This window comes from Mesorhizobium sp. B2-5-7 (genome assembly GCF_006440875.1).
GTDB lineage: Bacteria > Pseudomonadota > Alphaproteobacteria > Rhizobiales > Rhizobiaceae > Mesorhizobium > Mesorhizobium australicum.
Genome location: NZ_VFUO01000002.1, coordinates 1,123,687 through 1,150,123, shown reverse-complemented (window position 1 = coordinate 1,150,123; position 26,437 = coordinate 1,123,687). Strand labels below are relative to the sequence as shown.

25 protein-coding genes are annotated in these 26,437 nt (G+C 64.1%); 18 read left to right on the top strand and 7 right to left on the bottom strand.

Annotated features, from left to right (window positions below; all coding sequences use genetic code 11):
- Positions 1-29: 29 nt before the first annotated feature.
- The 3 genes from FJ543_RS13080 to FJ543_RS13070 all read left to right on the top strand — a co-directional run bounded on the left by FJ543_RS13080 (position 30) and on the right by FJ543_RS13070 (position 4,551).
- On the top strand, positions 30-1,331 hold the full coding sequence (locus tag FJ543_RS13080; RefSeq protein WP_140875376.1) for a DUF6638 family protein: 1,302 nt from the start codon (positions 30-32) through the stop codon (positions 1,329-1,331).
- Positions 1,332-1,434: 103 nt separating this feature from the next.
- Entirely contained in the window at positions 1,435-2,559 is a 1,125-nt protein-coding gene (locus FJ543_RS13075; RefSeq protein ID WP_015316037.1) for a DUF2333 family protein, read from the top strand.
- A gap of 312 nt (positions 2,560-2,871) precedes the next feature.
- Complete coding sequence (locus FJ543_RS13070; RefSeq protein WP_140875374.1) at positions 2,872-4,551, top strand: formate--tetrahydrofolate ligase; 1,680 nt, start codon at positions 2,872-2,874, stop codon at positions 4,549-4,551.
- A gap of 67 nt (positions 4,552-4,618) precedes the next feature.
- On the opposite strand, the gene FJ543_RS13065 is transcribed toward FJ543_RS13070, so the two are convergent.
- Complete coding sequence (locus tag FJ543_RS13065) at positions 4,619-5,263, bottom strand: cysteine hydrolase family protein (RefSeq protein WP_140875372.1); 645 nt, start codon at positions 5,261-5,263, stop codon at positions 4,619-4,621.
- A 125-nt stretch (positions 5,264-5,388) separates the two neighbouring features.
- Between FJ543_RS13065 and FJ543_RS13060 the strand changes: the two genes are divergently transcribed.
- Positions 5,389-6,384 (top strand): helix-turn-helix domain-containing protein, encoded by a 996-nt coding sequence (locus FJ543_RS13060; RefSeq protein WP_140875370.1) that lies wholly within the window; start codon positions 5,389-5,391, stop codon positions 6,382-6,384.
- A gap of 56 nt (positions 6,385-6,440) precedes the next feature.
- Here FJ543_RS13060 and FJ543_RS13055 read toward each other — a convergent pair whose 3' ends face one another.
- A complete protein-coding gene (locus tag FJ543_RS13055; RefSeq protein WP_140875368.1) occupies positions 6,441-7,025 on the bottom strand; it encodes a cytochrome b/b6 domain-containing protein in 585 nt (194 codons plus the stop codon).
- Between the two features lie 5 nt (positions 7,026-7,030).
- Positions 7,031-7,297: a PepSY domain-containing protein gene (locus FJ543_RS13050; protein ID WP_140665146.1), complete on the bottom strand. Its 267-nt coding sequence runs from the start codon at positions 7,295-7,297 to the stop codon at positions 7,031-7,033.
- A gap of 166 nt (positions 7,298-7,463) precedes the next feature.
- Between FJ543_RS13050 and FJ543_RS13045 the strand changes: the two genes are divergently transcribed.
- Both FJ543_RS13045 and FJ543_RS13040 read left to right on the top strand, forming a co-directional pair.
- Entirely contained in the window at positions 7,464-8,123 is a 660-nt protein-coding gene (locus FJ543_RS13045; protein WP_140875366.1) for a response regulator, read from the top strand.
- A complete protein-coding gene (locus FJ543_RS13040; protein ID WP_140875364.1) occupies positions 8,120-9,469 on the top strand; it encodes an ATP-binding protein in 1,350 nt (449 codons plus the stop codon). The genes FJ543_RS13045 and FJ543_RS13040 overlap by 4 nt, the downstream gene beginning before the upstream one ends.
- Here FJ543_RS13040 and FJ543_RS13035 read toward each other — a convergent pair.
- A complete protein-coding gene (locus FJ543_RS13035; RefSeq protein ID WP_140875362.1) occupies positions 9,456-10,013 on the bottom strand; it encodes a sugar O-acetyltransferase in 558 nt (185 codons plus the stop codon). The genes FJ543_RS13040 and FJ543_RS13035 overlap by 14 nt on opposite strands.
- A gap of 213 nt (positions 10,014-10,226) precedes the next feature.
- Here FJ543_RS13035 and FJ543_RS13030 point away from each other — a divergent pair, with 213 nt between their 5' ends.
- From FJ543_RS13030 to FJ543_RS13000, 7 genes are all read left to right on the top strand, one after another.
- Positions 10,227-10,874: a glutathione S-transferase family protein gene (locus FJ543_RS13030; protein ID WP_140790913.1), complete on the top strand. Its 648-nt coding sequence runs from the start codon at positions 10,227-10,229 to the stop codon at positions 10,872-10,874.
- Positions 10,875-10,990: 116 nt separating this feature from the next.
- On the top strand, positions 10,991-11,452 hold the full coding sequence (locus tag FJ543_RS13025; RefSeq protein WP_140721635.1) for a DUF4126 domain-containing protein: 462 nt from the start codon (positions 10,991-10,993) through the stop codon (positions 11,450-11,452).
- An 11-nt stretch (positions 11,453-11,463) separates the two neighbouring features.
- Positions 11,464-12,840, top strand: a complete 1,377-nt coding sequence (locus FJ543_RS13020; protein WP_140875564.1) for an FAD-containing oxidoreductase — start codon at positions 11,464-11,466, stop codon at positions 12,838-12,840.
- A 287-nt stretch (positions 12,841-13,127) separates the two neighbouring features.
- On the top strand, positions 13,128-14,303 hold the full coding sequence (locus FJ543_RS13015; RefSeq protein ID WP_140875360.1) for an MFS transporter: 1,176 nt from the start codon (positions 13,128-13,130) through the stop codon (positions 14,301-14,303).
- Positions 14,304-14,390: 87 nt separating this feature from the next.
- Complete coding sequence (locus FJ543_RS13010; RefSeq protein WP_140875358.1) at positions 14,391-15,446, top strand: succinylglutamate desuccinylase/aspartoacylase family protein; 1,056 nt, start codon at positions 14,391-14,393, stop codon at positions 15,444-15,446.
- 221 nt (positions 15,447-15,667) lie between these two features.
- Entirely contained in the window at positions 15,668-17,857 is a 2,190-nt protein-coding gene (locus tag FJ543_RS13005; RefSeq protein WP_140721627.1) for an anthranilate synthase, read from the top strand.
- Between the two features lie 5 nt (positions 17,858-17,862).
- On the top strand, positions 17,863-18,810 hold the full coding sequence (locus FJ543_RS13000) for a cation diffusion facilitator family transporter (protein ID WP_140617656.1): 948 nt from the start codon (positions 17,863-17,865) through the stop codon (positions 18,808-18,810).
- 171 nt (positions 18,811-18,981) lie between these two features.
- Here FJ543_RS13000 and FJ543_RS12995 read toward each other — a convergent pair whose 3' ends face one another.
- Complete coding sequence (locus FJ543_RS12995; RefSeq protein ID WP_140875356.1) at positions 18,982-20,079, bottom strand: hypothetical protein; 1,098 nt, start codon at positions 20,077-20,079, stop codon at positions 18,982-18,984.
- A gap of 102 nt (positions 20,080-20,181) precedes the next feature.
- Between FJ543_RS12995 and FJ543_RS12990 the strand changes: the two genes are divergently transcribed.
- The 4 genes from FJ543_RS12990 (at position 20,182) to FJ543_RS12975 (ending at position 23,025) form a co-directional block, all read left to right on the top strand.
- A complete protein-coding gene (locus FJ543_RS12990; protein ID WP_140875354.1) occupies positions 20,182-20,619 on the top strand; it encodes a DsrE family protein in 438 nt (145 codons plus the stop codon).
- Between the two features lie 70 nt (positions 20,620-20,689).
- Positions 20,690-21,475: an SDR family oxidoreductase gene (locus FJ543_RS12985; RefSeq protein WP_140875352.1), complete on the top strand. Its 786-nt coding sequence runs from the start codon at positions 20,690-20,692 to the stop codon at positions 21,473-21,475.
- 58 nt (positions 21,476-21,533) lie between these two features.
- Positions 21,534-21,842 carry a putative quinol monooxygenase gene (locus FJ543_RS12980; RefSeq protein ID WP_140875350.1) on the top strand — a complete coding sequence of 103 codons (309 nt, stop codon included), beginning with the start codon at positions 21,534-21,536 and terminating at the stop codon, positions 21,840-21,842.
- A gap of 79 nt (positions 21,843-21,921) precedes the next feature.
- Positions 21,922-23,025 (top strand): AbrB family transcriptional regulator, encoded by a 1,104-nt coding sequence (locus tag FJ543_RS12975; RefSeq protein WP_140875348.1) that lies wholly within the window; start codon positions 21,922-21,924, stop codon positions 23,023-23,025.
- A gap of 23 nt (positions 23,026-23,048) precedes the next feature.
- On the opposite strand, the gene FJ543_RS12970 is transcribed toward FJ543_RS12975, so the two are convergent.
- Positions 23,049-23,936, bottom strand: coding sequence for a LysR family transcriptional regulator (locus tag FJ543_RS12970; RefSeq protein ID WP_140665177.1), 888 nt, complete (start codon positions 23,934-23,936; stop codon positions 23,049-23,051).
- A gap of 147 nt (positions 23,937-24,083) precedes the next feature.
- Between FJ543_RS12970 and FJ543_RS12965 the strand changes: the two genes are divergently transcribed.
- Positions 24,084-25,619 carry an MFS transporter gene (locus FJ543_RS12965; RefSeq protein WP_140875346.1) on the top strand — a complete coding sequence of 512 codons (1,536 nt, stop codon included), beginning with the start codon at positions 24,084-24,086 and terminating at the stop codon, positions 25,617-25,619.
- Between the two features lie 39 nt (positions 25,620-25,658).
- On the opposite strand, the gene FJ543_RS12960 is transcribed toward FJ543_RS12965, so the two are convergent.
- Positions 25,659-26,435: an alpha/beta hydrolase-fold protein gene (locus FJ543_RS12960; protein WP_140875344.1), complete on the bottom strand. Its 777-nt coding sequence runs from the start codon at positions 26,433-26,435 to the stop codon at positions 25,659-25,661.
- Positions 26,436-26,437 lie beyond the last annotated feature (2 nt).

Genomic DNA, 26,437 nt, shown 5'->3' with positions numbered 1-26,437 from the left:
GTCAGGCAAAGCCTTTCGGATTCTTCGACATGACCGCCCGCAAACCCGATCTCCTGCGCGACAACGAACTCATCTACGGCCGGCTGCTCACGGTCGACGAGCCGCATCTCATCCAGCGCTACAACAAGGCGCTGGCGGCTTTCGGTCTCAAGCCGACAAAGCTGAAGAGCTTCCAGATCGACCGCACCGGCTTTTCGCCCGAAGTGGCCGAGGAGTGTGGCGACTACGATTATCTGGATCCCAACGAGGTCAACCGCCGCTTCATCATCCTGACGCCGTCGCAGATCGACCTGCCGGTGGTGCACACGGCCTTCTCGAACACCTCGCAGCTGATGTTCGAATTCATGTCCAGGAACCAGCGCGCCATAGACGCGCTGACCATCAAGGACGTGATCTACGGCGAGATCGAGGATTCCGTTCCCAAGGTCAACGACATCGAGGACCTGCTGTCGATCAGCCAGGTCGAGTTCAAGGTGCTGTCGGCCGAGGACGTGCTGGGCAAGGCGGCCGAGCTCGGCAAGCTCGTCGACCGGCTGAAGCAGGAGCCCGACGCCTGGCGCGACAATGCCATGCTGACCCGCATGGTGGAACTCGCCAAGGTCTGCGGCGACATCAGGGAGAACGCGCTGGTGCCCGACCAGGTGATCTTCCGCCACAACGCTTACTGGACCAGCCATTTCGGCGGCCTCTACGTGTTCGTCGATCCCGACATGACGACGGTGATCAGCGATCCGGCGGCTCCAGGTTTCCGTCGCTCGCGGCCCTGGCAGGTGAGCTATCTCTCCATCAAGGACGCCGACAAGGTGTTCAAATTCCTGGCCGCCACCGGCCGCATCGAATTGCCGCGCGCCTCCTGGATCGAAACCTCGGGCTATCTCGAGCACCGCGCTGAAATGGTCGTGCGCGCGCTGATCCGCGACGCCGAGCCGAACCGCAATTTGACCGATGTCGACAAGGTCTGGCTGCAGACCTGGATCCAAGGCCATGCCGACCTGATCACCAGGGACGGCAATTTTCCCTTCCTCAACGCCGCCAAGCGCGAGATCGCCCAGTTCGGCCACCTCAAGATCGAGGACGTCTTCCCGCAGCAGCGCTTCCTGGTGGTCCGCGCCAAGCCTGATCATCCCGACGCCTGGCTGACCAACCGGCTGATCTCGGATTTCGTGCCGTCGGACTTCGTGTCGCGCTACATCTTCAACAAGGACGGCTTCTACAAGGACTATGACGGCTTCAGCGACGCTTGGCGATCGCATGTTGTGGACGTTCTGAAAACCACATATTTGAAGGAAAAGGTGGCGTTTCGCACACGCCTCTACGGCCTGACCGACTAGAACGATATGAACCGGCATTCCGTTCTAACTTGTTGTTTTGGTGCATGATGTTATCCAAAAAGCCTGCAACTTTTTGGCATCGTGCTGAGGGGGTGATACAGCCATGCTCGACCCGATCGTGAACTTCTTCGTCAAGCTGTTCCAGTGGATCGGCCGCGGCATCGGCCTTCTGATCGGCGTGATCCTGTGGCCCTTCTTGTGGGCCGGCCGCTGGTACACGCAGCGCGGCTGGATCCTGAAGGCCGTCGTCGGCCTAGCCTTGCTGGTGCTGATCGGCCTTTACGCCAACTTCTTCTACGCCACCCAGTGGTGGAACAGGTTCAACCCGAACTACCCGGACACCTATACGTTCGAGAAGCGCAACGTTTCCGCCGGTGAACAGGTGGCCGCCGGCGCCGGCACCGACACGGCCAAGACTTGCGGCAACTCCGGCATCGCCCAGGTGGCGGCGGACCTGACTGACTTCAACGTCAACCAGAATGCCTGGATCTCGTCGATGATCCTCTACAAGCTCGGCCTGTTCGGCATCGACTGGGACAACACCCCGTGGATGGACAACAAGGCCTCTTTCCAGCGCGGCATCAACCAGGCGGTGCGACGCACGGCGACCGAGCTTGCCGACAATCTCGGCCGCGTGCGCACCACCTCGCAGATCGATGCCGACCTGCAGGACGCGCGTGGCAATCTGCAGTTCGACGAGTACACCTGGTATTTCGGCGTGAGCCCGTTTGGACCGAAGACACCGACGCCGAGCTACTATCGCGACGCCGTGCGCAAGCTGCGTTCGTTCAATGCCCGGCTCGCCACCTGCCAGGCCACTTTCGATGCCCGCGCCGACAATCTGAAGCAGTATATCGATCGCATCGCCAGTGACATCGGCTCGACCTCCGCCATCCTCAAGGAGCGTGCCGAGAACCACAACAATGGCTGGTTCGACACCCGCGCCGACGACCGCTACTGGTTCGCCTATGGCCAGCTCTATGCCTATTACGGCCTGATGAAGGGCGCCCAGGCCGACTTCGAGGACGTCATCAAGGAAAAGCACCTGCAGAGCCTGTGGGATACGATGGACGCGCAGTTCGTGTCGGCCCTGCGCATCCAGCCCTTCATCATCGCCAATGGCCGCGAGGACGGCTGGCTGCTGCCCACCCATCTGACGACGATGGGCTTCTACGTGCTTCGGGTGCGCTCGAACATGGTTGAAATCAGCAACGTGCTGACGCAGTAGCGCTGTCCCACGGCAACACTCGCGATGGCGGATTTGCGTCGTCGCGTCTGTCGCATTCCGTGCATTGTGCGGCTGTTTTGAGACGGCGGAAGCGCCCCTGCTCTGGCTTCTATACGGCGCGGCAAGCGGAGCCATAAAGAACCGGGAATAGGTCGGCCGCCGCAGAGGAATTTTCTCTATAGGAAACATAGTTGCATGAAAGTTGACGCCGCCGCAGCGACAGGGTTAGATGCCCTGCGCGTCCGGCTCCAGCCTTCTTGCGAGTAAGATCAACCCCGTCCCCTCCACCGTCCAATCCAGAGGAACGCCGTTATGGCCGAAGTGAAGTCCGACATCGAGATCGCGCGTGGCGCCAGGAAAAAGCAGATCCAGGAGATCGGCCAGAAGATCGGCATCCCAACCGAACATCTGCTGCCCTACGGCCACGACAAGGCCAAGATTTCGGCCGAGTTCATCAAGTCGGTGAAGGGCAACAAGGACGGCAAGCTGATCCTCGTCACCGCCATCAACCCGACCCCGGCCGGCGAAGGCAAGACCACCACCACCGTCGGCCTCGGTGACGGTCTGAACCGCATCGGCAAGAAGGCGATCGTCTGCATCCGTGAAGCTTCGCTCGGCCCGAATTTCGGCGTCAAGGGCGGTGCCGCCGGCGGCGGTTACGCGCAGGTCGTGCCGATGGAGGACATGAACCTCCACTTCACCGGCGACTTCCACGCCATCACCACGGCGCACAACCTTTTGTCGGCCCTGATCGACAACCACATCTACTGGGGCAATGAACTCGGCATCGACACCCGCCGTGTGGTGTGGCGCCGCGTCATGGACATGAACGACCGGGCGCTGCGCGAGATCATCTGCTCGCTCGGCGGCGTCGCCAACGGCTTTCCGCGCGAAGCCGGCTTCGACATCACCGTCGCCTCGGAAGTAATGGCCATCCTGTGCCTCGCCACCGACCTGAAGGACCTGGAAAAGCGCCTCGGCGACATCATCGTCGCCTATCGCCGCGACAAGTCGGCGGTCTATGCCCGCGACCTCAAGGCCGATGGCGCCATGGCCGTCCTGCTCAAGGACGCCATGCAGCCCAATCTGGTGCAGACGCTGGAGAACAACCCGGCCTTCGTGCATGGCGGCCCGTTCGCCAACATCGCGCATGGCTGCAATTCGGTCGTCGCCACCACAACGGCGCTCAAGCTTGCCGACTACGTCGTCACCGAAGCCGGTTTTGGTGCTGATCTGGGTGCCGAAAAGTTCTTCGACATCAAGTGCCGCAAGGCCGGGCTGAAGCCGGCCGCCACCGTCATCGTCGCCACCGTGCGCGCCATGAAGATGAATGGCGGCGTCAAGAAGGAAGACCTTGGGAAGGAGAATGTCGAAGCCGTCAGGAAGGGCTGCCCGAACCTTGGACGCCACATCGAGAACATCAGGCAGTTCGGCGTCCCGGCGGTCGTTGCCATCAACCACTTCTATTCCGACACCGACGCCGAGATCCAGGCGCTCAAGGACTACGTCGCCTCGATGGGCGAGGAAGGGATCCTGTGCAAGCACTGGGCCAACGGCTCCGCCGGCATCGAGGAGCTTGCCCACAAGGTGGTGGCGCTCGCCGAATCCGGCGCGTCGCAGTTCGCGCCACTCTATCCCGACTCCATGCCGCTGTTCGAGAAAATCAACACCATCGTTCAGCGCATCTATCGCGGCTCGGAAGCCATCGCCGACAAATCGGTGCGCGACCAGTTGAAGGCCTGGGAGGATGCCGGTTACGGCAACCTTCCGGTCTGCATGGCCAAGACACAGTACTCGTTCTCGACCGACCCGAACCTGCGCGGCGCGCCGACCGGCCACACCGTGCCGGTGCGCGAGGTCAGGCTGTCCGCCGGCGCCGGCTTCGTCGTCATCATCTGCGGCGAGGTCATGACAATGCCGGGCCTGCCGAGCAAGCCGTCGTCGGAAAAGATCTTCCTCAACGAGGCCGGCCAGATCGAAGGCCTGTTCTGATCTTTTATCTCGACAGAACAAGAAGGGCGCCGCATCGCCGCGGCGCCCTTCTCGTTTGCGGATCGTCCTACGCGGCGCTGCGCGAGAGCGCCCGCTGGTTGGACGCATGGATCGTGTCGCGCTCCGGCAGTGCGCCGGTCTCCAGGCAGTCGATCCATTCGGCGGTCTTGAGCACCGCGGCGAAGCGCGACTGCAGGATGATGCTCACCACGCGATGGATCTCCTCCGCCGAGGCATAGCCGGCGCTGTTGGCGTAAGGCACCGAACCGCTCGCGTCGGACAGGAACTCGACCGCGAAGCCCATATGCACGGCATGGATGATGGTCGACAGGTCGCAATTATGCGTCATGTAGCCGACGACCGCGATCGTATCGATGGCGTTGGCGCGCAACCAGTCCTCGAGGTCGGTACCGGTGAAGGCGCTTGGCAAGTTCTTCTCGACATAATGGTCGCGGCCGCGCCTGGCGATCTCGGGATGCAGTTCGCCGCCATGGCTGCCCCGGGCGAAGATCGGCGACGTCTCGGGCGCCATCTGCTTGACGACCACGACCTTGATGCCTGCTGCCGATGCGGCATCCATGGCACGCGTCACGTTGACGACGCTGTCGCGGAACGGCGGATACTGGATCGCCAGGTTGCCGCCGTCATAGTCATTCTGGACGTCGACGACGATCAGCGCGCGGCGCGGCGCGGTGTTGGCTGGGGCAGACATGATATTTCCTTTCAGGCTTGAATGCGATGGACCGAAGATAGCCTGCTGACCGAGGCGCCAACAGTGGCCCGATTGACATCATACGAAAGAATTGGGACAATCCTCCTTCACACTGGAAACGCCCCATGACCGCTCCCATCATCGCCGTCCTCGCCTTCGACGGCATCAGTCCGTTCCATCTCTCCGTGCCGTGCCTGGTGTTCGGCGCCGACCGCACCAGGCTCGGCCTGCCGCGCTTCGACTTCCGCGTCTGCGGCGTGGAGGAAGGGCTGATCCAGACCGACGCCGGATTGAGCATCCTGGTCCCGCACGGGCTTGCCGCGCTCGAAGACGCCGATATCGTCATCATCCCGAGCTGGAAGGATCTCGGAGCGCCTGTGGCAAAACCGCTCAAGGAAGCGCTCGGCCGCGCCCACCGGCGCGGCGCGCTGATCGTGGGCCTCTGCCTCGGCACCTTTGCCCTCGCCGCCGCCGGCCTGCTTTCAGGACGGAAGGCGACCACGCATTGGGCCTATACGGATCAGTTGCAGGCTCTCCATCCCGACATTTCGGTCGATGCGGACGTGCTCTACGTTGACGGCGGCGACATCGTCACCTCCGCCGGCGTCGCCGCCGGGCTCGACTGCTGCCTGCACATCGTGCGCGCCCGCTATGGCGCCGAGGCGGCACTGCGGCTCGCCCGGCACATCGTGCTTTCGCCGCACCGGCAAGGCGGACAGGCGCAGTTCATCGAACGCCCGGTAGCGCCGAGCCCGGCCGCCGACCGCTTTACCCAGGCTCTCGACATGGTGCGCGCGACATCAGGCGAACCGCACAGTCTCGACAGCGTCGCTGACGCGGCCGGTCTCACCCGCCGCACCTTTACCCGCCGTTTCCAGAAGACGACAGGTACCAGCTTCGGCGACTGGCTGGCCGACCAGCGCGTCGCGCTGGCGCAGAGGCTGCTGGAGACGACGGACAAGCCGGTGGACATGGTCGCCTTCGAGGCCGGCTTCGGCAGCGCAACTTCCTTGCGCCAACATTTCGCCGCGCGGCTAAGGACATCACCCGCGCAATATCGGCGCCAGTTTTCCAGACGGGTCGATCAGGACGGACGGGTGGCGCTGGCCCTGTCATCGTGATCGAACGGCAAGGGCGTCGCGTCGCTGCGGTGCCCTTGCATTTCCGCTCTCCGCGGTCAGCCAACGTCTTGCGGCGAGGCCGCGCGTTTACGGCCGGTGATCATGGCGCGAACCAGATTTTCATGATGACGCAGACTGGCGAGCAGCACGCCGCCGACATGAAGTCCAATCAGCACCAGTACACCATTGCCCAGGATCTTGTGCGTATCCTCGACCCAGGCCACGCCCCACCAGGCATCGGTGGTCTGCATCCAGCCGGTGAGCGCAATTCCTGCCACGCAAGCCAGAAGCGCCAGCACCATGGCACCGCCGGCGGGGTTGTGGCCGAGATAGCGTTTTTCATCGCCATGCGCCACGTCGGCGAGATAAGAACTCACCACGCGCGGTCCACGCACAAACTGACGGAAGCGCGTGTATCCCGACCCCGCCAGACCGGCGATCAAACGCGAGGCAATCAGAACCCCGGCACTGTAGCCGGCCAGTTCATGCACCTTCATGATTTCGCCTGAAGAAAGCCACGCCACCGCGACGCAAAGGACCAGCGACCAGTGAAAGAGGCGGACGTAGGGGCTCCAGACCTCGACCGAGGCCTCTCGTGTCGACTCGACCGAGGTTTCTCGTGTCGAAACAGTGGCGTTCATGGCCGTCAACCGTCATCGGAATCGGCACCGACCGACTCCAGCGTCTTGGGATTGAAGACGGCTTCCAGCTTCTTGCCATTGGCGTCAAGCGCCTTGGCTTCATAGCAGCCGTGTTCCGTCTTGATGCTGCGAACCTTCCAGCCTTCGCTTTCGAGCTTCTTCTGCAAGGCTTCGCGCGGCTGCCACTGGCCGGTCGGCACATCGCATTTGTCGGCGGCGAAGGCCGGTCTGGCAAAAGCCATAACCAGCGCGGTCAGGATCAAGGTCTTCATCTTATTTTCTCCATCGGCCGATTCCGATGTCGAGGACCTTGGCCGCGAAACCTGACAGCAGCCTGAACACGCATCGCATCGTGCAAAAGCCTCAGTTGGCTTTCATTCAGCTTCCTGTCAGCCTCGTGCCGCATGAAGGCGCGTGTTGCAGCGACACGGAGGCGAAGTGCGCGTTCTGTTGATCGAAGATGATCCGGTGCTGGGCGAAGCGGTGCGCGATCATATCGCTGCCGACGGCCACGCCGTGGACTGGAGCACGACGCTTGGCGGTGCCTGCGATCACCTCCGTGTAGTTTCCTATGTGCTCCTCCTGCTTGACCTGCATCTGCCCGACGGCAAGGGTCTCGAATTCCTTAAAACGCTGCGTCGTGAAGGCACCGATACGCCGGTCATCATCCTGACCGCGCGCGACCAGCTCTCAGACCGCATAGCGGGGCTGAATTCCGGGGCGGACGACTATCTGGTCAAGCCCTTCGATCTCAGCGAGTTGTCCGCACGCCTTGCCGCGGTCGCGCGCCGCTATGCCGGAAACCCCAACCCTTTGATCCGGCTCGGAGCCGTCGAAATCGACCAGGCCGCGCGCCGCGTTACCATCGACGGCACCGAGGCCATGCTGACATCGCGCGAATGGGCGGTGCTGGAGCAGTTCCTGCGCCGGCCCGGCATGACAGTCGGCAAGAACCAGATCGAGGACGCGCTCTATGCCTTCGGCGCGGAGATCGAAAGCAACACTGTCGAAGTCTATGTCAGCCGCTTGCGCAAGAAGATCGGGCGCCAGGTCCTTACAACCGTGAGGGGGTTGGGCTACCGCCTTGCACTCCCATGAAGGTCTTCAGCAGCCTTGCCGGTCGCCTCGTGTCGTCGCTGATCCTCGTCACGGTCGCTGTTGGCCTGGTCGCCGCTGGCACCGGAAGCATCACGCTGCACCGCGAAATCAATGAAGCCATGGACAATTCGATGCAGGAGGCAGCCCGCAGACTGCTGCCGCTGGTCATCGACGATATGTTCGGGCGTGAGGCATCGCAATCGCCGCGCAGGCTGGGGGAGGCTGTTTCGGACGACGAAGGCGGCCGCCTCATCTTCCAGGTGCGGGACGCCGGCGGCCGCCTTCTCATGCATTCCCATGACGCTCCCGCGGAGCCGCTCACGGCTGAGCTCGAGCAGGGCTTCTCGGAGGCAGCCGGATGGCGCATCTACACCGAGCCTGCGGTCAGCGGCACAATACTCATCCAGATCGCCGAGCTCGATTCACGGCGCAATGAGGAAACGCTCGAAGCCGCCACCGGCTTCCTCATACCGATGGTCATTCTGATCCCGTTGAGCGCACTTGTCGCGTGGCTGACCCTGACGCGTTTCCTGAGGCCGATCGCGACACTGCGCGGCGAAATCAGCGCCCGCCACGGCGACAACCTTGCTCCGATCCGCACCGAGGACCTGCCCTCCGAACTTGCCGCCATCGCCAAGTCGGTCAACAGCCTGATGCGGCGCCTGCATATGGCGCTCGACGCTGAAAAGGAGTTCACGGCGAACGCCGCGCATGAATTGCGCACACCGATCGCCGGCGCGTTGGCACAAACGGAGCGCCTGATCGCGGAAACATCCGACGAGGCGGCAAGAAAACGCCCGCGCCAGATCAAGGCGGCTCTGTCCGACCTCGCCGGCCTGTCCGAAAAGCTGATGCAGCTGGCGCGCGCCGACGCCGGAGTAGCGATCGCCGGCAAGCCAGCCGATCTCGCCGCGGTCGCCGCATTGGTGGTCGCTGACTTCGAGCAGCACGGCCAGAACAGGGGTCGGCTTCGTCTTGAAACGTCCGACCAAGGCAAGGCGTTGGCCGCGATCGATACGGATGCATTGGCCATTATCCTGCGCAACCTCATCGAGAACGCCTTGCGGCATGGCGCCGAGGGCGGCGAGGTTGTCGTTCGCATCACTGACGATGCTCGGCTCAGCGTGATCAACCAAGGTCCGGTGGCGTCAGCTCCCGGCGGTCTGGTCAAACGGTTCGAACGCGGTGGGACGCGTGCCGAAGGATCAGGCCTGGGACTGGCGATCGTCACCAAAATCCTGCAGCAGATCGATGCGACGCTTGTCCTGACCTCACCGGCATCCGGCCGACGGGACGGTTTTGAAGCGACGATCAGGTTCCCGCCGCGTAGTGTTAGCCCCGCCTGACCACCCGCGCCGGGTTGCCGACCACGGTCGTGTGCGCCGCCACGTCGCGCGTCACCACCGCCCCGGCGCCGACGATGGCGCCCTCGCCGATGCTGACGCCGCCAAGGATGACCGCGCTGCCGCCGATCCAGGCATTGTCACCGATCGTGACCGGCTTGGCGATCTCCAGCCCCGCCTGGCGCCTTGCCGCCTCCTTATGGTGCTCGGCGCAATAGATCTGCACATTGGGGCCAAGCAGCGTCCCCTCGCCGATACGCACCGGCGCGGTGTCAAGAATGGTGCAGCCGGCATTGAGGAAGGTGCCGGCGCCGAGAAAAATGTTGAAGCCGTAGGCGCAATGGAACGGCGCCTCGATGCGGGCACCCTCGCCCACGCCGCCCAGCAGTGTCCGCAGGGCCGGCCCGAGATTCCCGCGTCGGCGAGGCGGCAGCGTATTGTGCTCGAACACCGCATCCGCGGCCAAGCCGCGCAACGCGCCAAGATCGTCATCCAGGCACGTATACCATTCACCACCAGCCATTTTCGCGCGTTCGCTCTGAACCATGGCAGTGCCTCCGTTTTTTTACATCACTGCGAACAGCGCCAAGGCGAGGACTGACGTGAAATCCGTAAACCAGGATGCGCGGCCTTGCTGATTGGCGGCCATTCGCGATCTGCTCCAGCAATGAAATAGTTCAGGACCGATGTCGATTTCCGGGAAGCTCATTCGTCCTCGGTAGGAAGCCGAAGAAATTCGCCCAGGCAAGGAACAAATGCGATGACAATCACGATCACGGCGTTTGAACGATCACCCGATGGCGGCAAGGGACTGGCCCGCGATACGCGTGTTCGCTGGGCGCTGGAAGAAGTGGGGCAGCCTTACGCGGTTCGTTTTGTTTCTTTCGCGGGCATGAAGGCGCCTGACCATCTGGCCATCCATCCTTTCGGCCAGATCCCTACCTATGAGGACGGTTCTCTCTCGCTGTTCGAGACCGGCTCGATCGTCTTTCATCTTGCCGAGCAGCATGCGGGCCTGCTGCCGAAGGAGCGCAACGCCCGCGCGCGAGCGATCACGTGGATGTTCGCCGCACTGAACACCATAGAGCCGCCGATCCTCGAACTGACCACGGCAAGAATTTTCGAAGCCGACAAGCCCTGGAGCGAGGCGCGCTTGCCGCTGGTAAAGGACCGTGTTCGCGCCCGGCTGGACTGTCTCTCGGCTCATTTGGGCGTCGCGGACTGGCTCGATGATGCGTTCAGCGCCGGCGATCTACTGATGGTGTCAGTGCTGCTGCGACTGAGGATGTCAGGCATTCTGGATGAATACCAAAACCTGGCCGCCTATGTGGCGCGTGGGGAAGCTCGGCCCGCTTATATCAGGGCTTTCGCCGCGCAATTTGCGATCAACGCTCCATCAGCCAACTGACTTGCCTCGATCCGCCGTGGCTGTGCGCTTGTGAGTCTGCGGCCTAGCCAAATATCCGGCCTATGGTAGCTTGCCGTTTCAAGGCTGTACCGGCCCGGGATCGAGGGGGATCGACCATGCTCTACATTCTTGCACTCCTGATCGGCGTCATTGCCGGCCTGCGCGCCATGACGGCACCTGCCGCCGTTGCCTGGGGCGCCTATCTCGGCTGGCTGCCGGTTGCCGGCACCTGGGCGAGCTTCATGGGCCATTGGGCGGCTGTCGGCATCTTCACCGTCCTGGCCATAGTCGAACTGGTCACCGACCAGCTGCCGTCGACGCCAAGCCGCAAGGTGCCGCAGCAGTTCGGCGCCCGCATTCTGCTCGGCGCGTTCAGCGGCGCGGTGATCGGCGCGACCAGCGGCGCCACCATCGTGTGCCTGATCGCCGGAGCGATCGGCGCGGTCATCGGCACCCTGGGTGGTGCCGAAGCGCGCGGCCGGCTGGCGGCCGTTTTCGGCAAGGATCCGCCCGCGGCCTTCATCGAGGATGCGGTGGCGATCATCGGCGGCCTGCTGATCGTGGCGGCGGTGGCATGACGGCCCAGACCTTGAACGCAAGGACCTTCGATGCCATCGTCATCGGCGCTGGCCAGGCGGGGTCGCCCCTGGCGGGCCGTCTGACGGCAGCCGGCATGAGCGTGGCGCTGATCGAGCGCAAGCTGGTCGGCGGCACCTGTGTCAACACCGGCTGCATGCCGACCAAGACCATGGTCGCCAGCGCCTATGCCGCCCATCTGGCGCGGCGCGCCGCCGACTATGGCGTGACGTTCCCGGGTCCCGTCGGGATCGATTACAGCAGGATCAAGGCGCGCAAGGACAAGGTCACCAACGACGCCCGCGGCAATCTGGAGACCTGGATCGCCGGAATGGAGCGTTGCACTCTCTATCGCGGCCATGCACGCTTCGAATCCGCCAACACGGTGCGCGTCGGCGACGACCTGTTGACCGCCGACAAGATCTTTCTCAACACCGGCGGCCGCGCCTCGGTGCCGGACCTGCCCGGCATCCACGACATCGACTATCTGACCAACTCGTCGATGATGGATCTCGACGTTTTGCCGCGCCACCTGATCGTCGTCGGCGGCAGCTACATCTCGCTCGAATTCGCGCAGATGTTCCGCCGCTTCGGTTCGGAAGTCACCGTCATCGAAAAGAGCCCGCGCCTCACCGGCCGCGAGGACGAGGACGTCTCGGCCGCCATCCTGTCGATCCTCGAAAACGAAGGGATCGCGGTCCATGTCGGCGCCGATGACATCGGCTTCGCCAAGCAGGGCGGGGACATTGCCGTGAGTTTCTCCACGGGCCAGCCGCCCGCGGTCGGCTCGCATGTGCTGCTGGCGCTGGGCCGAACGCTCAATACCGACGATCTCGGCCTCGACAAGGCGGGCGTCGAGGTCGACGGACGCGGCGCGGTTGTCGTCGACGACCAGCTGCGCACCAGCGTGCCAGGCATCTGGGCGATGGGCGACTGCAACGGCAAGGGCGCCTTCACCCACACCTCCTACAACGACTATGAGATCGTCGCCGCCAATCTGCTCGACAAGGATCCGCGCAGGATCAGCGACCGCATCGAGGCGTACGCGCTCTACATCGATCCGCCGCTCGGCCGTTGCGGCATGACCGAGACGGCGGTGAGGAAATCCGGACGTCGCGCCCTTGTCGGCCAGCGGCCGATGACCCGTGTCGGCCGCGCCATCGAAAAGGGCGAGACGCAGGGTTTCATGAAGATCCTCGTCGATGCCGACACCAGGGAGATCCTCGGCTGCTCGGTGCTCGGTCCCGGCGGTGACGAGGCGGTGCATTGCGTGCTCGACCTGATGTACGCCAAGGCGTCGGTCGACACACTGGCGCGCGCCGTGCACATCCATCCCACCGTCTCGGAGCTGCTGCCCACCATCGCCCAGGAGCTGAAGCCGCTGGCGTGAGACTGTCAGCCGCTGCCCCTTCAATCGTCGCCTGTGCCTTGCCGAAGGCTCCGCGATTTCACGGTCGTCATCACGCATTTATTGCTGGGGCCGCGCCGGCTTCAAGATATCGTGTCGGGCACGAAGCGACATCGTTTCAGCCCTTGAAGGATCGGTCTGCGTCGGGCCGTTAGAAGAGGAGACGTCCGCTCCATGCTTTCTGCATTGCTGCATTGCGGCAATGTCTGTTGCGCCCGGCAGGGGTCCTCGCGCAGTCTGAAATTGAACCGATTCAGTCTGGACCTCTCATGCCTTTGCCGATCCTTGCGCTTGCCATTGCGTCCTTCTGCATCGGCACCACCGAATTCGTCATCATGGGCCTGCTGCCCGAGGTCGCCGCCGATCTCGGCGTGACGATCCCCGCCGCCGGCCTGCTGGTCACCGGCTATGCGCTGGGAGTCGTCTTCGGCGCGCCTGTCGTGGCCATGGCCACCGCGCATTTGCCGCGCAGGCCCGTGCTGGTGGGACTTGCGGCCCTGTTCGTCGTCGGCAACCTCTTCTGCGCCATCGCGCCCAATTACTGGCTGCTGATGGCTGCGCGCGTCTTCACCGCTTTCGGACATGGCGCCTTCTTCGGCATCGGCTCGGTCGTCGCGGCAAGCCTTGTGCCGCGCAACAAGCGCGCCAGCGCCATCGCGCTGATGTTCGCGGGCCTGACGCTCGCCAACATCCTCGGGGTTCCCGCAGGCACCGCACTCGGCGAAGCCTTCGGCTGGCGGGCCACCTTTCTGGCCGTGGTCGGCATCGGCCTGATCTCGGTCGCCGCCATCGCCTGGCTGGTGCCGTCCGACGTCACGGAACCGAGCGGCGGCGGTCTGCGCGCCGAAGTCCGTGTGCTCGGCAAGCTGCAAGTGTGGCTGGCGATGCTGATCGCGGCGCTGACCTCGGCCAGCCTGTTCGCCGTTTTCACATACATAAAGCCATACCTCACCGACGTGTCGGGCCTGTCGACCGCGGCTGTCACCTGGGTGCTGTTGCTGTTCGGCGCCGGCATGACCATCGGCAACATCATCGGCGGCAGGCTTGCCGACTGGAAACTGATGCCGACAGTGATCGCCACCTTGCTGCTGATGGCCCTGCTGTTCGTCGGCTTCATGCAGTTCGGCGCGATCGCCAGCGTTGCCATCGGCATCGTCTTCCTCTGGGGCCTGCTCATCTTCGTCGTCGTGCCACCTCTGCAGATCCGGGTCGTCGAGGCGGCTTCCGAAGGACCGAACCTTGCAGCCACGCTCAATCAAGGCGCCTTCAATGTCGGCAATGCCGGCGGCGCATGGATCGGCGGCGTGGCGCTGTCATCAGGCGTTTCCTATGCCGGTTTGCCACTGGTCGGCGCGGTGCTAGCCCTGCTGGCGGTCGCCGTTGCGGTGCTGTCGGCGGCGCTGGACAGGCGCGCGCCTGTCACGCTTCACGCTGCCGCGGAATAGGCCCTTGCGCCCATAGCGCGGCGGGCTGGACCAATCGACATCGGTACCTTCCAATGGGCATGTCTTCTCGCTTTCATGGAGAACGTCATGCAGAAATCGATCGAACGCATCGCCGGCGACAGCGACGGCGTTTCCTACGAATTCCCGGTGCTCCGCTTGGCCGGCGCCGACAAGACAGCACCTTCGGCCTACCTGCAGGCAGCGCTCCATGCCGGCGAATTGCCTGGCGTCGTCGCCATCGATGCATTGATGCCGATGCTGAACAAGGCCGAGGCCGAGGGTCGCATCAGGGGCAACATCACCATCGTGCCCTGGGCCAACCCGATCGGCCGCGCGCAATACCACTTCGGCGAGCACCAGGGTCGCTTTCATCTCGGCACCCGCACCAACTTCAACCGCGGCTTTCCGCTGCTGGCCGCGCCCGACGCCAGGCTCTTGCCGGACGCCACCTTTGGCGGCGCCGACCATCGGCTGAAGTCGCGCCTGGTGCAGCTTTCGCTCGGCCATGACATCGTGCTCGACCTGCACTGCGACGATGAGGGTCTTGCCTATCTCTACGTCCACACCAGCCTGTGGCCCGGGATGGCCGATTGCGCCGCCGCCATGGGCGTCGATGCCGTGGTGCTGTGGAGCGAGGACACAGACGGCACCTTCGAGGGCGCTTCGATCATGCCCTACCAGAACGCATCGGCCGATGTGGCGAAGTTCGACAGGCGCGTCGCCACCACCGTCGAATATCGCGGCATTCTCGATGTCGACGGCGCGCTGGCCAAGTCCGACGCCGAAGGCCTCTACCGGCTGCTGGTGGCGCGCGGCGTGATATCCGACACCGCCCTGCCCGCGCCCGGCCCCTTCAAGGGCGTCGCGGCACCTCTGGAAAATATCGACATGATGCCGGCGCCCCGTGGCGGTGCGGTCCTCTACGACGTCAAGCCCGGCGACCGCGTCACCAGGGGCGCGCGGCTCGCTACCATCGTTCACGCGCCAGGCGAAGCCGATGGCCGCACGGAAGTGTTCGCGCCGCAGGACGGCATCATCCTGACCCGCCGCTCGCGCCGCATCATCCGCTCCGGCGAAGACCTGTTGAAACTGGTTGGCGACAGGAAGAGCGCCGATGCAAGGTCGGGCACGCTGGAGGATTGAGCCTGCGTCGAATCCAGTTGCGCGGCCGCCCAATCGCCGCTAAGGGAATCGCCATGAACATGCGTTCGATCAAGACCATTTGGTGGTGGGCCTGCTGACAGCGGCCTGTTCGAACGCGTGCGCGTGAAAATAGAGGGTGGCCGCAACGGAATGTCCGGGCGGCCATTTGTTTTTTAAAGCCATTCCCGGGTCCGTTGCCCAAGTAGCTGATGGAGACGGCAATGACGTTGAAGGTTCTGGAAAACGGCGCTGAAAGCTTCGCGACGGCGGGTGGCATCACCATCACCCGCGAGCGCCACGGCCGCCCTTATGAAGGCGCGATCGACACTTATGTCGACGGACTGAACTCGCGCCGGGGCGCGGTATTTTCCTCGAACTACGAATATCCCGGCCGCTACACGCGCTGGGATACGGCCATCATCGATCCGCCGCTGGTCATCTCGGCACGCGGCCGCGCCATGCGTATCGAGGCGCTGAACGGCCGTGGCGAGGCGCTGTTGCCGGTCATCGGCAGGACACTGGGCGGCCTCGCCGAGGTCACGATCGCCGAGACCTCGAAAAAGCTGATCCGCCTCGATGTCGCCAAACCCGGCCGTGTCTTCACCGAGGAGGAACGCAGCCGCGTTCCCTCGGTCTTCACTGTGCTGCGCGCCATCACCGCGCTGTTCAAGACGGCGGAAGACGCCAATCTCGGTCTCTACGGCGCCTTCGGCTACGACCTTGCCTTCCAGTTCGACCCGGTCGACCACACGCTCGTGCGCAAGCAAAGCCAGCGCGACCTGGTGTTGTTCCTGCCCGACGAGATTCTGGTCGTCGACCACTACTCGGCCAAGGCCTGGACCGATCGCTACGACTATGCGGGCGAAGGTTTTTCGACCGAAGGCCTGCCACGCGACCAAATCGCCGAGCCGTTCAGGACCGCCGACCGCATCCCGCCACGCGGCGACCATGAGCCCGGCGAATACGCCAATCTGGTGCGCCGCGCGATGGACTCGTTCAAGCGTGGCGACCTGTTCGAGGTCGTCCCCGGCCAGATGTTCTACGAGCGTTGCGAGACCCAGCCCTCCGAGATTTCGCGCAAGCTGAAGTCCATCAACCCGTCGCCCTATTCCTTCTTCATCAACCTGGGCGAGAACGAATACCTGATCGGTGCGTCGCCGGAGATGTTCGTGCGCGTCAACGGCCGCCGCGTCGAGACCTGTCCGATCTCCGGCACCATCAAACGCGGCGACGACGCCATTTCCGATAGCGAGCAGATCCTGAAGCTGCTCAATTCGAAGAAGGACGAATCCGAGCTCACAATGTGCTCGGACGTCGATCGCAACGACAAGTCCAGGGTCTGCGAGCCGGGTTCTGTACGCGTCATCGGCCGCCGCCAGATCGAGATGTATTCGCGCCTGATCCACACCGTCGACCACATCGAGGGCCGCTTGCGTGAAGGCATGGACGCTTTCGACGCGTTTCTCTCGCACGCCTGGGCGGTCACCGTCACCGGCGCACCGAAACTGTGGGCCATGCGCTTCATCGAGCAGAACGAGAAAAGCCCGCGCGCCTGGTATGGCGGCGCGATCGGCATGGTCAACTTCAACGGCGACATGAATACCGGCCTTACCTTGCGCACCATCCGCATCAAGGACGGCATCGCCGAGGTTCGTGCCGGCGCTACATTGCTCTTCGACAGCATTCCAGAGGAAGAAGAAGCTGAAACCGAACTGAAGGCATCCGCCATGCTCTCCGCGATCCGCGACGCCAAGACGGGCAATTCGACCAGCACCGAGCGCACCACGGCGCGCGTCGGCGACGGCGTCAACATCCTTTTGGTCGACCACGAGGATTCCTTCGTCCATACGCTGGCCAACTACTTCCGCCAGACCGGCGCCAATGTCTCGACCGTGCGCTCGCCGGTGCCGGAGGAAGTCTTCGACCGGCTGAAGCCCGACCTCGTGGTGCTGTCACCCGGACCCGGCACGCCGAAGGACTTCGACTGCGCCGCGACCATCAAAAAGGCGCGCGCGCGCGACCTGCCCATCTTCGGCGTGTGCCTCGGCCTGCAGGCACTGGCGGAAGCCTATGGCGGAGAACTCAGGCAGTTGCACATTCCCATGCACGGCAAGCCGTCGCGTATCCGCGTCTCGAAGCCGGGCATCATCTTCTCCGGCCTGCCCAAGGAAGTCACCGTCGGCCGCTACCACTCGATCTTCGCCGATCCGGTACGCCTGCCCGACGATTTCATGGTTACGGCCGAGACGGAAGACGGCGTCATCATGGCCTTCGAGCACCGCAAGGAGCCGATCGCCGCGGTCCAGTTCCACCCGGAATCGATCATGACGCTCGGCCACAATGCCGGCATGCGCATCATCGAGAACATCGTCGCGCATTTGCCGCGAAAGGCCAAGGAAAAGGCAGCCTGACGCCAATGGCCGAAGCCGAGAACACGATGGCGATCGCAGCCAGGGCGGCCGCGAAGCGCAAGGTCGCCAACCTTGCCTTCTGGTCGATCGTGGTCGCTTTTGTCGTGCTCGCGCTGAAAGCCGCCGCCTGGTACGTGACCGGCTCCGTCGCGCTCTATTCGGACGCGCTGGAATCGATCGTCAACGTCATCGCGTCGATTGCCGCTTTCTGGGCGATCCAGGTCAGCCACAAGCCGGCCGACCAGGATCACCCCTTCGGCCATCACAAGGCCGAATATTTCTCCGCCGTGCTGGAAGGCGTGCTGATCGTGCTCGCCGCGCTTTTGATTCTGAACGAAGTCTGGCGCTCCTGGCAGGCCCCGGCGCCGCTCGAACAGCCTTGGAAAGGCCTTGCCGTCAACGGCGTCGCCACCGTCATCAACGCCTTCTGGGCCTGGATGCTGATCCGCACGGGCCGGGCGGAGAAATCGCCGGCGCTGGTCGCTGACGGCAATCACATCATGACCGATGTGGTGACGTCGGTCGGCGTCTTCGGCGGCCTCGTCGGAGCGATCCTGACCGGCTGGCAGATCCTCGACCCGGCATTGGCCGTCATCGTCGCGCTCAACATCCTGTGGCAGGGCTGGCATGTCATCGGCTCGTCGATGAACGGCCTGATGGACCGGGCCGTCGACACGGCGGAGCACATGCGCATCCGCGACATCATCTCGGCCAATTGCAAGGGCGCCATGGAGGTGCACGACCTCAAGACCCGCATCGCCGGCCGCGCCACCTTCATCGAGTTCCATCTGGTCGTAGACGCCGACATGTCGGTCGGCGCCAGCCATGTCATCTGCGATCGCATCGAAGACGCGCTGAAGGCCGAACTCCCCTCGGTGCGGGTGACCATCCATGTCGAGCCCGACGACGAAGCCAAGCTGCCCAAGGGCACGACCGCGGTGCCGTTCGCCTGAGGCGGGTCACTGTCGCTGACCTTGGAAGAGCAATTCCAAGAAAGCGTGAGCGGCTTTCCGTCCGGAATTGCGTAAAAACAAAGAGCTAACCGGAGTTTCTCGACTTCGTCATCCTTGGGCGAAGCAGGAGCGCAGCTCCGTAGCGGCGACCCAAGGATGACGAAACGCTGGTTACGGCGCGCAGGCGGATTGTGGCATTGGCTCCAGCCGATAGACCTTGTCGTCGGACATCGTCTTGCCGTCGGCCGCCTTCGAGCACAGGTCGACGACCGCCAGGCTGCTGTTGGGGTTGGCAAGCGTGATGGCGCCGTTGGCGCCGCGCTTGAGGAAGATTTCCTTTTGCGCGATGTCGCAGGAGAAATTGCTCGTCTTCGAACTCGCGGCACAACGCCATTGATCGGCCTCGCCCTGGCATGAATAAGTCTGCGTGACCTTGGCTCCCTTCTGCCGCGTCGTGACCGAGACCACGATGTCGGCGCCGTCGGGCCAGCTCGCGGCGTCGCCTCCCGAGGCGAAGGACGCCAGTTCGACCGGTCCTCGAAACACCCGGATCGACTGCGTCAGTTGCTCGGGATGCGAACTCATATGCGCAGCGTCATAGTCGCGCCCGTAGCAGAAGGCCCGGTCGGGCTTCAGCCGCTCGCGAAGCGGCGGCCCGAGCGCCGGGTCGATCGGATCGATGCGGGCGAATTCAGCCTTGCAGCTCGCCGCCGGCATCGGATCGAGGCGGAAATTGTCGTCTTCCTTGCCAAGCGCCTGCCTGTCGTATTCAGCCGCGCCGAGTTCTTCTTCCGAACCGGCGTCGAGGTAGATATCGGACGACAGGTCCGACAGGATCAGCCGACCCTTGCCGTCGATCTTCAGCGACGCCAGCGTACGGTCGCAGTCCATGCCGCAACGGATCGGGCCCGATTTGCCATCCTCGGACTCGTGATTGCACCAGCCTCCGGCCCATTCCGGCGCCTTGGCGCCACGCACCGTGGTGGTGAGGAACCCATTGTAGGAAGTATCGGAATTCGCGTTCGGTTCCTCATTCGGACGGCTGACCGGATCACGGCCGTAGTAGAAGAAAATCCGCGTCACCTTCTGCTTCGGACGCGCCTTGAGGTGCGCCGCGTCATAGACCCGGCCGAAACAGGCGTCCGCCCCGTTGGGGCTGAGTTCGGTGAGTTTGAGCGCATTGTCGGCAAAAGCAGAACCCACAAGTCCGCCAAGCAGTGCGGCGCCAAATCCGGCGCTGGCAAACGTCTTCCATTCCCTGAACGCCATGTGCCCCCCTTCCGCATCGACAGGACGTAACGTCAATTTATGCTAGTATTGCGGCCGCGGCCACGCAAATCGCGCTGGGCCGGCAAGCCAGGGAGGTACGCCATGCGCCGACGTGACATGTTCCACGCGGCTCTCGCCGGAGCCGGGACGCTTCTCGGCCTGCGGGCGGTGCAGGCCGCAACCACCGAGCCTGCCAGGCTGAAGGTCGCCTATCACCTCAGCGACCTCGACAAGGTCAATTTCGTGCTCGGCAACATCAAGAACCACTATGAGGGCACCGGCGGCAACGTCGATATCGCGCTGGTCGTGCATGGTCCGGCGCTTGCCGGCTTCAAGTCGAAGGGCATATCGGCGGCGGTTTCGGGGCGCTTTACCGGTCTTGTCCAGCAAGGGCTCGACCCGCATGCCTGCGGCAACACCATGTACGGCATGGACATTACCCTCGCCGATTTGCTCGACGGCTTCCATGCCGCCGACAGGGGTGGCGTCGTCAAGCTCGCCGAACTGCAAAGCCAGGGCTATGTCTATCTCAGGCCTTGAAGCGGCACTGACTTGAATGCAAGGGTGGCAACACCCGCCAAGAAACTTGGAAATCCCCGGAGGAACAGCAGTGCCAGAGACAGCCCTTGGTCTTGTCATCCCCGACCTCGCCGGCAAGGCGGTGCTGGTCACCGGCGCCTCGACCGGCATCGGCGCGGCGCTCGCGCTCGCTTATGCCGGGCAGGAATGCAAGGTGGCGCTGCACTACAATTCCAGCCGCGACGCCGCCGAGAAACTCGGCCAGACCATCCGCGACGGCGGCGGTGAGGTGTTCCTCGTCCAAGGCGACTTTTCTCTCCCTGCCGATGTCGAACGCGTCGTCGAGGACAGCGCGCGGCATTTCGGCCGGCTCGACGGGCTGGTCAACAATGCCGGCGGCATGCTTGGCCGCGTGCCCTACGCCGAGCAGACCGAGGCGCATTACGACGCGGTGATGGACCTCAACGCACGCTCGGTGCTGACCGCCTCGCGTAAGGCGATCCCGTGGCTGAAAAAACAGGGCGGCTTCATCGTCAACACCTCGTCGATCGCCGCGCGCAACGGGGCGGGCGGCGGCGCCGGCCTTTACGGCTCGGCCAAGGCCTTCGTCTCCAACGTGACGCGCGGCATGGCCAAGGAACTGATCGGCTTCGGCATCCGCGTCAACGCCGTGGCGCCGGGCACCATCCTCACCCCCTTCCACGAACGCTATTCGACCGACGAGCAGATGAAGGGCATGGTCGCCACCATCCCGCAGGGCCGTGCCGGCACGGCGCAAGATTGCGTCGGCGCCTATCTGTTCCTCTCATCGGACCTGTTGAGCGGCTACGTCACCGGCCAGGTGATCGAGGTCAATGGCGGCCAGTTGATGCCTTGACCGGCGACCGGCATACTGGACACACTCCTTTCGCGCCAACCCAGGGGGAGACGAGGACATGTATGGACTGATCGGCAAGATGCGGGCGGCGCGTGGCCAACGCGACGTAGTCATGACCGTGCTGCGTGAGAGCACTGGCGCCCTGCCCGGCTGCCTGAGCTATATCATCGCCACCGATCCGGCCGATGCCGACGCGATCTGGGTGACCGAGGTGTGGACAGATCAGGCGAGCCACAAGGCCTCGCTGCAGCTTCCCGAAGTCCAGGCGGCGATCGCCAAGGCGCGCCCCTTCATCGGCGGCTTCGAATTCCAGGTGGAAACGCATCCGGTGGGCGGCTTCGGCTTGGCTGAAACCAAAACGGGCTGAGGCGGGCGCCCGAGGCCGAAACGTGCTTTTTCAGGCGCACTTGCGTTCGCATTTTTCGCGTCTGGGGTTAGACCAGAACATGGTTTCCGAGGCCGAGCAGCCATCTTCCGACCAACCCGCCATCGAGCGCATGACGCGGCTGAGCAAGCCTTGGCAGTGGCTCATCCTGCTGGTCATCTCCGCGCTCTTCGCCGGCGCGCTGGAACTCGCCGCTTTGCCGGCGGCGCTGCTGATCGGACCGATGCTGGCGGCCATCGTCGCCGGCACCAACGGTGCCGCGGTGCGTGTGCCGCGGCTTCTGTTCGGCGCCGCCCAGGCTGTCGTCGGCTGCCTCGTCGCGGCTTCGATCTCGGCCGATATCTTCCCGGTCTTCTACAAGGAATGGCCGCTGTTCCTCGGCGTGGTGATCGCCACCGTCGCGGCCTTGAGCCTGCTTGGCTGGCTGATCAGCCGCTGGCGCATCCTGCCGGGCACCACCGCCGTCTGGGGTTCTTCGCCGGGGGCCGCCACCGCCATGGTGCTGATGGCCGGCGCCTTCGGCGCCGACCAGCGCCTTGTCGCCTTCATGCAGTATCTGCGCGTCATCTTCGTCTCGATGACGGCAGCCCTCGTCGCCAAGATGTGGGTCGACACCTCGGGCATCGAGGTCCCGCCCGTTATCTGGTTCCCCGAGATCGATCCGCAACCCTTCGCCGCCACCATCGGCATGGCGCTCATCGGCGGCCTCGCGGGCAGGCTTTGCCGGCTGCCTTCGCCCTTCTTCCTCGGCAGCTTCATCTTCGGCACAGTCATCCATCTCGGCCTCGGGGTGCCGATGCAATTGCCGCAATGGCTGCTGGCGGTCAGTTACGCGATGGTCGGCTGGGCGATCGGCCTGAACTTCACCAGGCCGATCCTGCGCCACGCGGCACGCGCTTTGCCGCAGATCATCGCTTCGATCATCGCGCTGATCGCGTTTTGCGGCGGCCTTGCCTTCCTCATCAGCCGGCTCGCCGGCGTCGACCCGCTGACCGCCTATCTGGCGACCAGCCCTGGCGGCATGGACAGCGTCGCCATCATCGCCGCCGCCGCGCAGAACGTCGACATCTCCTTTGTCATGGCCCTGCAGTCGGCGCGCTTCCTGATCGTGCTGCTTGTCGGCCCCAGCATTGCCCGGCTGGTAGCCAGAAGCATCAGGGAATGATGAGGGCTGCCACCAGGGCACCGCTATCGCGCGGCTGCCAGGCGTTCGGGCAGGAAATCGACGAAGACGCGCACCTTTGGCGACAGATGGCGATTGGAGGGCCATAGCATCCGGAACTGGCCACGGCCGTCGACATGATCGTCGAGCACGGTGCGCAGCCGGTCCTCGCGCAACGCGTCCCGCACCAGGAAATCGGGCATGCAGGCGATGCCGAGTCCGGCGATCGTGGCGCCTTTCAAAGCTTCCATGTTGTTGCAGGTCAACATTGAACGGATCAGCGGTTGGGCGCTCCCGGTAATGAACGGCCAGTCCAGCAGCCTGCCGCTGTTGAGATAGCGGAAGTTTATGCCGAAATGCCTGATGAGATCCGCCGGCACACCGGGAGTGCCATGGCGATCGAGGTAGGAGGGAGCCGCGCACAGCAGCATGCGGAAGGGCGCAATGGGTCTGGACACCAATCGTGAATCAGGCAGCTCGCCGCTGCGGATGGCGACGTCGATGCCTTCCTCGATGACGTCGACGATCCGGTCGTTGAAATCGATATCGAGCTCGATCTCGGGATAGCGGGCCATGAACTCCGACAGCACCGGCAGCAAAAGATGGTAGGTGACGATCGGGGTGGAGACGCGCAACCGCCCACGCGGCGTCTCCCTTGTCCGCGACAGCATCGCCTCGGCATCGTCGATGTCGTCGAGGATGCGCCGCACGCGCTCGTTGAACAGCTTGCCCTCCTCCGTCAGGCCGATTCGTCGCGTGGAGCGCTGCAGCAGCCGCACGCCGAGTTCCTGTTCGAGCCGCGCGACGCTTTTGCCGACCGCTGAAGCGGAGATGCCGAGCGCCCGGCCGGCGGCGACGAAGCTGCCGAACTCGGCGGTGCGGGCGAAAGCCAGAAGGCCGCTGAGGCGATCCATCATGCTGCTCCATTCGAGCGTTTCCGTCCGTTATATCAGGATATTTAATACTATTATTCCTGATCTGTCTCTGACCTATCTTGGTCCGCATGATCGGCGCCGCGGTTGCGCGCATGCCGGCGCAGACCGCTCAGATAGGAAAAACCCATGACCTTGAAGACCACCACCGGCCCGGCCGAGCGATGGCTCGTGCTCTTGTCGGTATGCCTTGCCGCGATGACGATGCCTCTGACCTTCACCGGCCCGGCCGTCGCGCTCTCCCGCATCGCGGCCGATCTCGGCGGCAGCCCGATCACGCTCAACTGGGTGACCAACGCCTTTATGCTGACCTTCGCCGCCAGCCTGATGGCGGCCGGAGCGCTGGCCGATAATCATGGCCGCAAGCGGATCTTCCTCGTCGGTCTTGCCCTCTACATATTCGCTTCGCTCGGCGCGATGCTGGCGTCCGACATCGCCTGGTTCGACATCTTCAGGGCCGCGCAAGGGCTCGGCAGTGCCTTGGCCTTCGCCGGCGGCGCCTCCGCACTTGCCCAGGAATTCGAGGGACCATCGCGGCTGCGCGCCTTCTCCTTCCTCGGCACCAGTTTCGGCATCGGGCTGGCCTTCGGCCCGATCGCCTCCGGCCTGCTCATCGCCGCCTTCGGCTGGCGGTCGATCTTTGTTCTGGTGATGGCGCTCGCGGCTGCCTCGGCAACCCTCGGCCTGCGCACCATCAGGGAATCGCGTGATCCGGATGCTTCCGGCCTCGACTGGGCGGGCGCCACCACGTTCACCTTCGCGCTGGCCTCGCTGACCTATGGCGTGCTCCAGGCACCCCAGAGCGGCTGGACCGACCCGCTGGTGGCAACGCTTCTCGGCGTCGCCGTCCTTTGCTTTGTGCTGTTTGTCGTCGCCGAGCGGCGCGTGCGCCGGCCGATGCTCGATCTCACCCTGTTTCGCTTTCCTCGCTTCGTCGGCGTCCAGTTTCTTGCGGCGGCGCCCGCCTATGGCTTCGTCGTCCTGCTCGTACTTTTACCGATCCGCTTCATCGGCATCGAGGGGATGAGCGAGATCAAGGCCGGGCAATTGATGATCTGCCTCTCCGGACCGTTGCTGTTCCTGCCCTTGCTCGCCGGCCAGCTGGCGCGCTGGATTGCTCCGGCCACGATCTGCGGCGTCGGCCTGCTCGTCGCGGCGGCCGGCCTGGTCTGGCTGAGCCTGACGCCACCGGTTGAGGTTGCGCTGGTCGCGCCACTGATCCTGATCGGCGTCGGCATCGCCTTGCCTTGGGGGTTGATGGACGGGCTCGCCGTCAGCGTCGTGCCGACAGAGCGGGCCGGGATGGCGGTCGGCATCTTCAACACCACCCGTGTCGCTTGCGAAGGTGTGGCGCTGGCCATCGTCATGGCGACGCTGTCAGGCTTCACCGCCGCGCAACTCGCCGCTCGGGGCGCTGCGCCTTCCAGCGACGCGGCCGCCGCGGCGCAATTGCTGGTGACCGGCAATCTCGGTGGAACCGTGCACCGTTTACCGGCGGCCGGCGCCGCCGTGCTGGTCGAGGCCTACGAAACAGCGTTCGACAGGCTGCTGATCGTGCTGGCGGCAATCACCATCGTCACCGCCCTCGTCGTCTTTCTCGGTCTGCGCCGCGGATCCGCGGCGGAGCACCAGACCGCACCCCTGCCGGCCTGCCAGGAGGGGTAGGCGTCAGCCATTCGCAGGCCAGCTGAATATCAATGCACCTTAGTCCAGCCTGTGCATCAGATCGTCATCCAGCCAGCGGCCGAAGAAATAAGCCAGCTGCTTGTGCCACCACGGCCAGTCATGGCTGACGTCGCCGCCCCAATAGTCGACCCAGGCCGGAATGGATTTGTCGCGCAGGATCTGTTCCAGCTGGCGCGTCTCGACCAGCATGCGCTCCTCCCATGCGCCCTGCCCACAGCAGAAGATCAGCCTGAGCGCTTTCAGCCGCGCCAGCAGTTTCGGGTCGACGATCCCTGGCAGATAATCGAGCGGCGAATTGTAGAAAATGTCGCCGTCGAGCGCCTTGCCGAAGAAATCGCGGGCCGAATAGACACCCGACAGCGAGATGACGCCGCTGGCGAGCTCGGGAAACCGGAAGACGAAGTTCGAGGAATGGTAGCCGCCCATCGAACAGCCCGAGAACAGCGGCTTCAACCGCCGTCCGCCATTGGCTTGCGCGGCGGTTTCCAGAAAGTCCGGCAGCGCCTCCTCGCGCAGATAGCGGAAATAGGCCTCGTGCCGGTCGATGCGATGCGCGGCATCGACATTCCTGGCGAAGAAGGATTCTGTATCGATGCCGTCGACGGTGAACAGCTGGATGCGGCCGGTATCGACGAACTCGGCGAGCGCCCCCACTCCGCCGGAATCCTCGAACTGGTAGAAGCGGCCCTGCGAGGTCGGGAACACCACGACCGGCCGGCCGGCATGCCCGTAGCGCTTGTACTCCATGTCGCGGCCGAGATTGCGGGCGAAGACCTTGTGATAGGAAATGTCCATGC

Excerpts from the sequence above, each read along its gene's own strand:
- FJ543_RS13080 (WP_140875376.1), top strand. The coding sequence starts at position 30 with ATGACCGCCCGCAAACCCGATCTCCTGCGCGACAACGAACTCATCTAC.
- FJ543_RS13075 (WP_015316037.1), top strand. The coding sequence starts at position 1,435 with ATGCTCGACCCGATCGTGAACTTCTTCGTCAAGCTGTTCCAGTGGATC.
- FJ543_RS13070 (WP_140875374.1), top strand. The coding sequence starts at position 2,872 with ATGGCCGAAGTGAAGTCCGACATCGAGATCGCGCGTGGCGCCAGGAAA.
- FJ543_RS13065 (WP_140875372.1), bottom strand. The coding sequence starts at position 5,263 with ATGTCTGCCCCAGCCAACACCGCGCCGCGCCGCGCGCTGATCGTCGTC.
- FJ543_RS13060 (WP_140875370.1), top strand. The coding sequence starts at position 5,389 with ATGACCGCTCCCATCATCGCCGTCCTCGCCTTCGACGGCATCAGTCCG.
- FJ543_RS13055 (WP_140875368.1), bottom strand. The coding sequence starts at position 7,025 with ATGAACGCCACTGTTTCGACACGAGAAACCTCGGTCGAGTCGACACGA.
- FJ543_RS13050 (WP_140665146.1), bottom strand. The coding sequence starts at position 7,297 with ATGAAGACCTTGATCCTGACCGCGCTGGTTATGGCTTTTGCCAGACCG.
- FJ543_RS13040 (WP_140875364.1), top strand. The coding sequence starts at position 8,120 with ATGAAGGTCTTCAGCAGCCTTGCCGGTCGCCTCGTGTCGTCGCTGATC.
- FJ543_RS13035 (WP_140875362.1), bottom strand. The coding sequence starts at position 10,013 with ATGGTTCAGAGCGAACGCGCGAAAATGGCTGGTGGTGAATGGTATACG.
- FJ543_RS13030 (WP_140790913.1), top strand. The coding sequence starts at position 10,227 with ATGACAATCACGATCACGGCGTTTGAACGATCACCCGATGGCGGCAAG.
- FJ543_RS13025 (WP_140721635.1), top strand. The coding sequence starts at position 10,991 with ATGCTCTACATTCTTGCACTCCTGATCGGCGTCATTGCCGGCCTGCGC.
- FJ543_RS13015 (WP_140875360.1), top strand. The coding sequence starts at position 13,128 with ATGCCTTTGCCGATCCTTGCGCTTGCCATTGCGTCCTTCTGCATCGGC.
- FJ543_RS13010 (WP_140875358.1), top strand. The coding sequence starts at position 14,391 with ATGCAGAAATCGATCGAACGCATCGCCGGCGACAGCGACGGCGTTTCC.
- FJ543_RS13005 (WP_140721627.1), top strand. The coding sequence starts at position 15,668 with ATGACGTTGAAGGTTCTGGAAAACGGCGCTGAAAGCTTCGCGACGGCG.
- FJ543_RS13000 (WP_140617656.1), top strand. The coding sequence starts at position 17,863 with ATGGCCGAAGCCGAGAACACGATGGCGATCGCAGCCAGGGCGGCCGCG.
- FJ543_RS12995 (WP_140875356.1), bottom strand. The coding sequence starts at position 20,079 with ATGGCGTTCAGGGAATGGAAGACGTTTGCCAGCGCCGGATTTGGCGCC.
- FJ543_RS12990 (WP_140875354.1), top strand. The coding sequence starts at position 20,182 with ATGCGCCGACGTGACATGTTCCACGCGGCTCTCGCCGGAGCCGGGACG.
- FJ543_RS12980 (WP_140875350.1), top strand. The coding sequence starts at position 21,534 with ATGTATGGACTGATCGGCAAGATGCGGGCGGCGCGTGGCCAACGCGAC.
- FJ543_RS12975 (WP_140875348.1), top strand. The coding sequence starts at position 21,922 with ATGGTTTCCGAGGCCGAGCAGCCATCTTCCGACCAACCCGCCATCGAG.
- FJ543_RS12970 (WP_140665177.1), bottom strand. The coding sequence starts at position 23,936 with ATGGATCGCCTCAGCGGCCTTCTGGCTTTCGCCCGCACCGCCGAGTTC.
- FJ543_RS12965 (WP_140875346.1), top strand. The coding sequence starts at position 24,084 with ATGACCTTGAAGACCACCACCGGCCCGGCCGAGCGATGGCTCGTGCTC.
- FJ543_RS12960 (WP_140875344.1), bottom strand. The coding sequence starts at position 26,435 with ATGGACATTTCCTATCACAAGGTCTTCGCCCGCAATCTCGGCCGCGAC.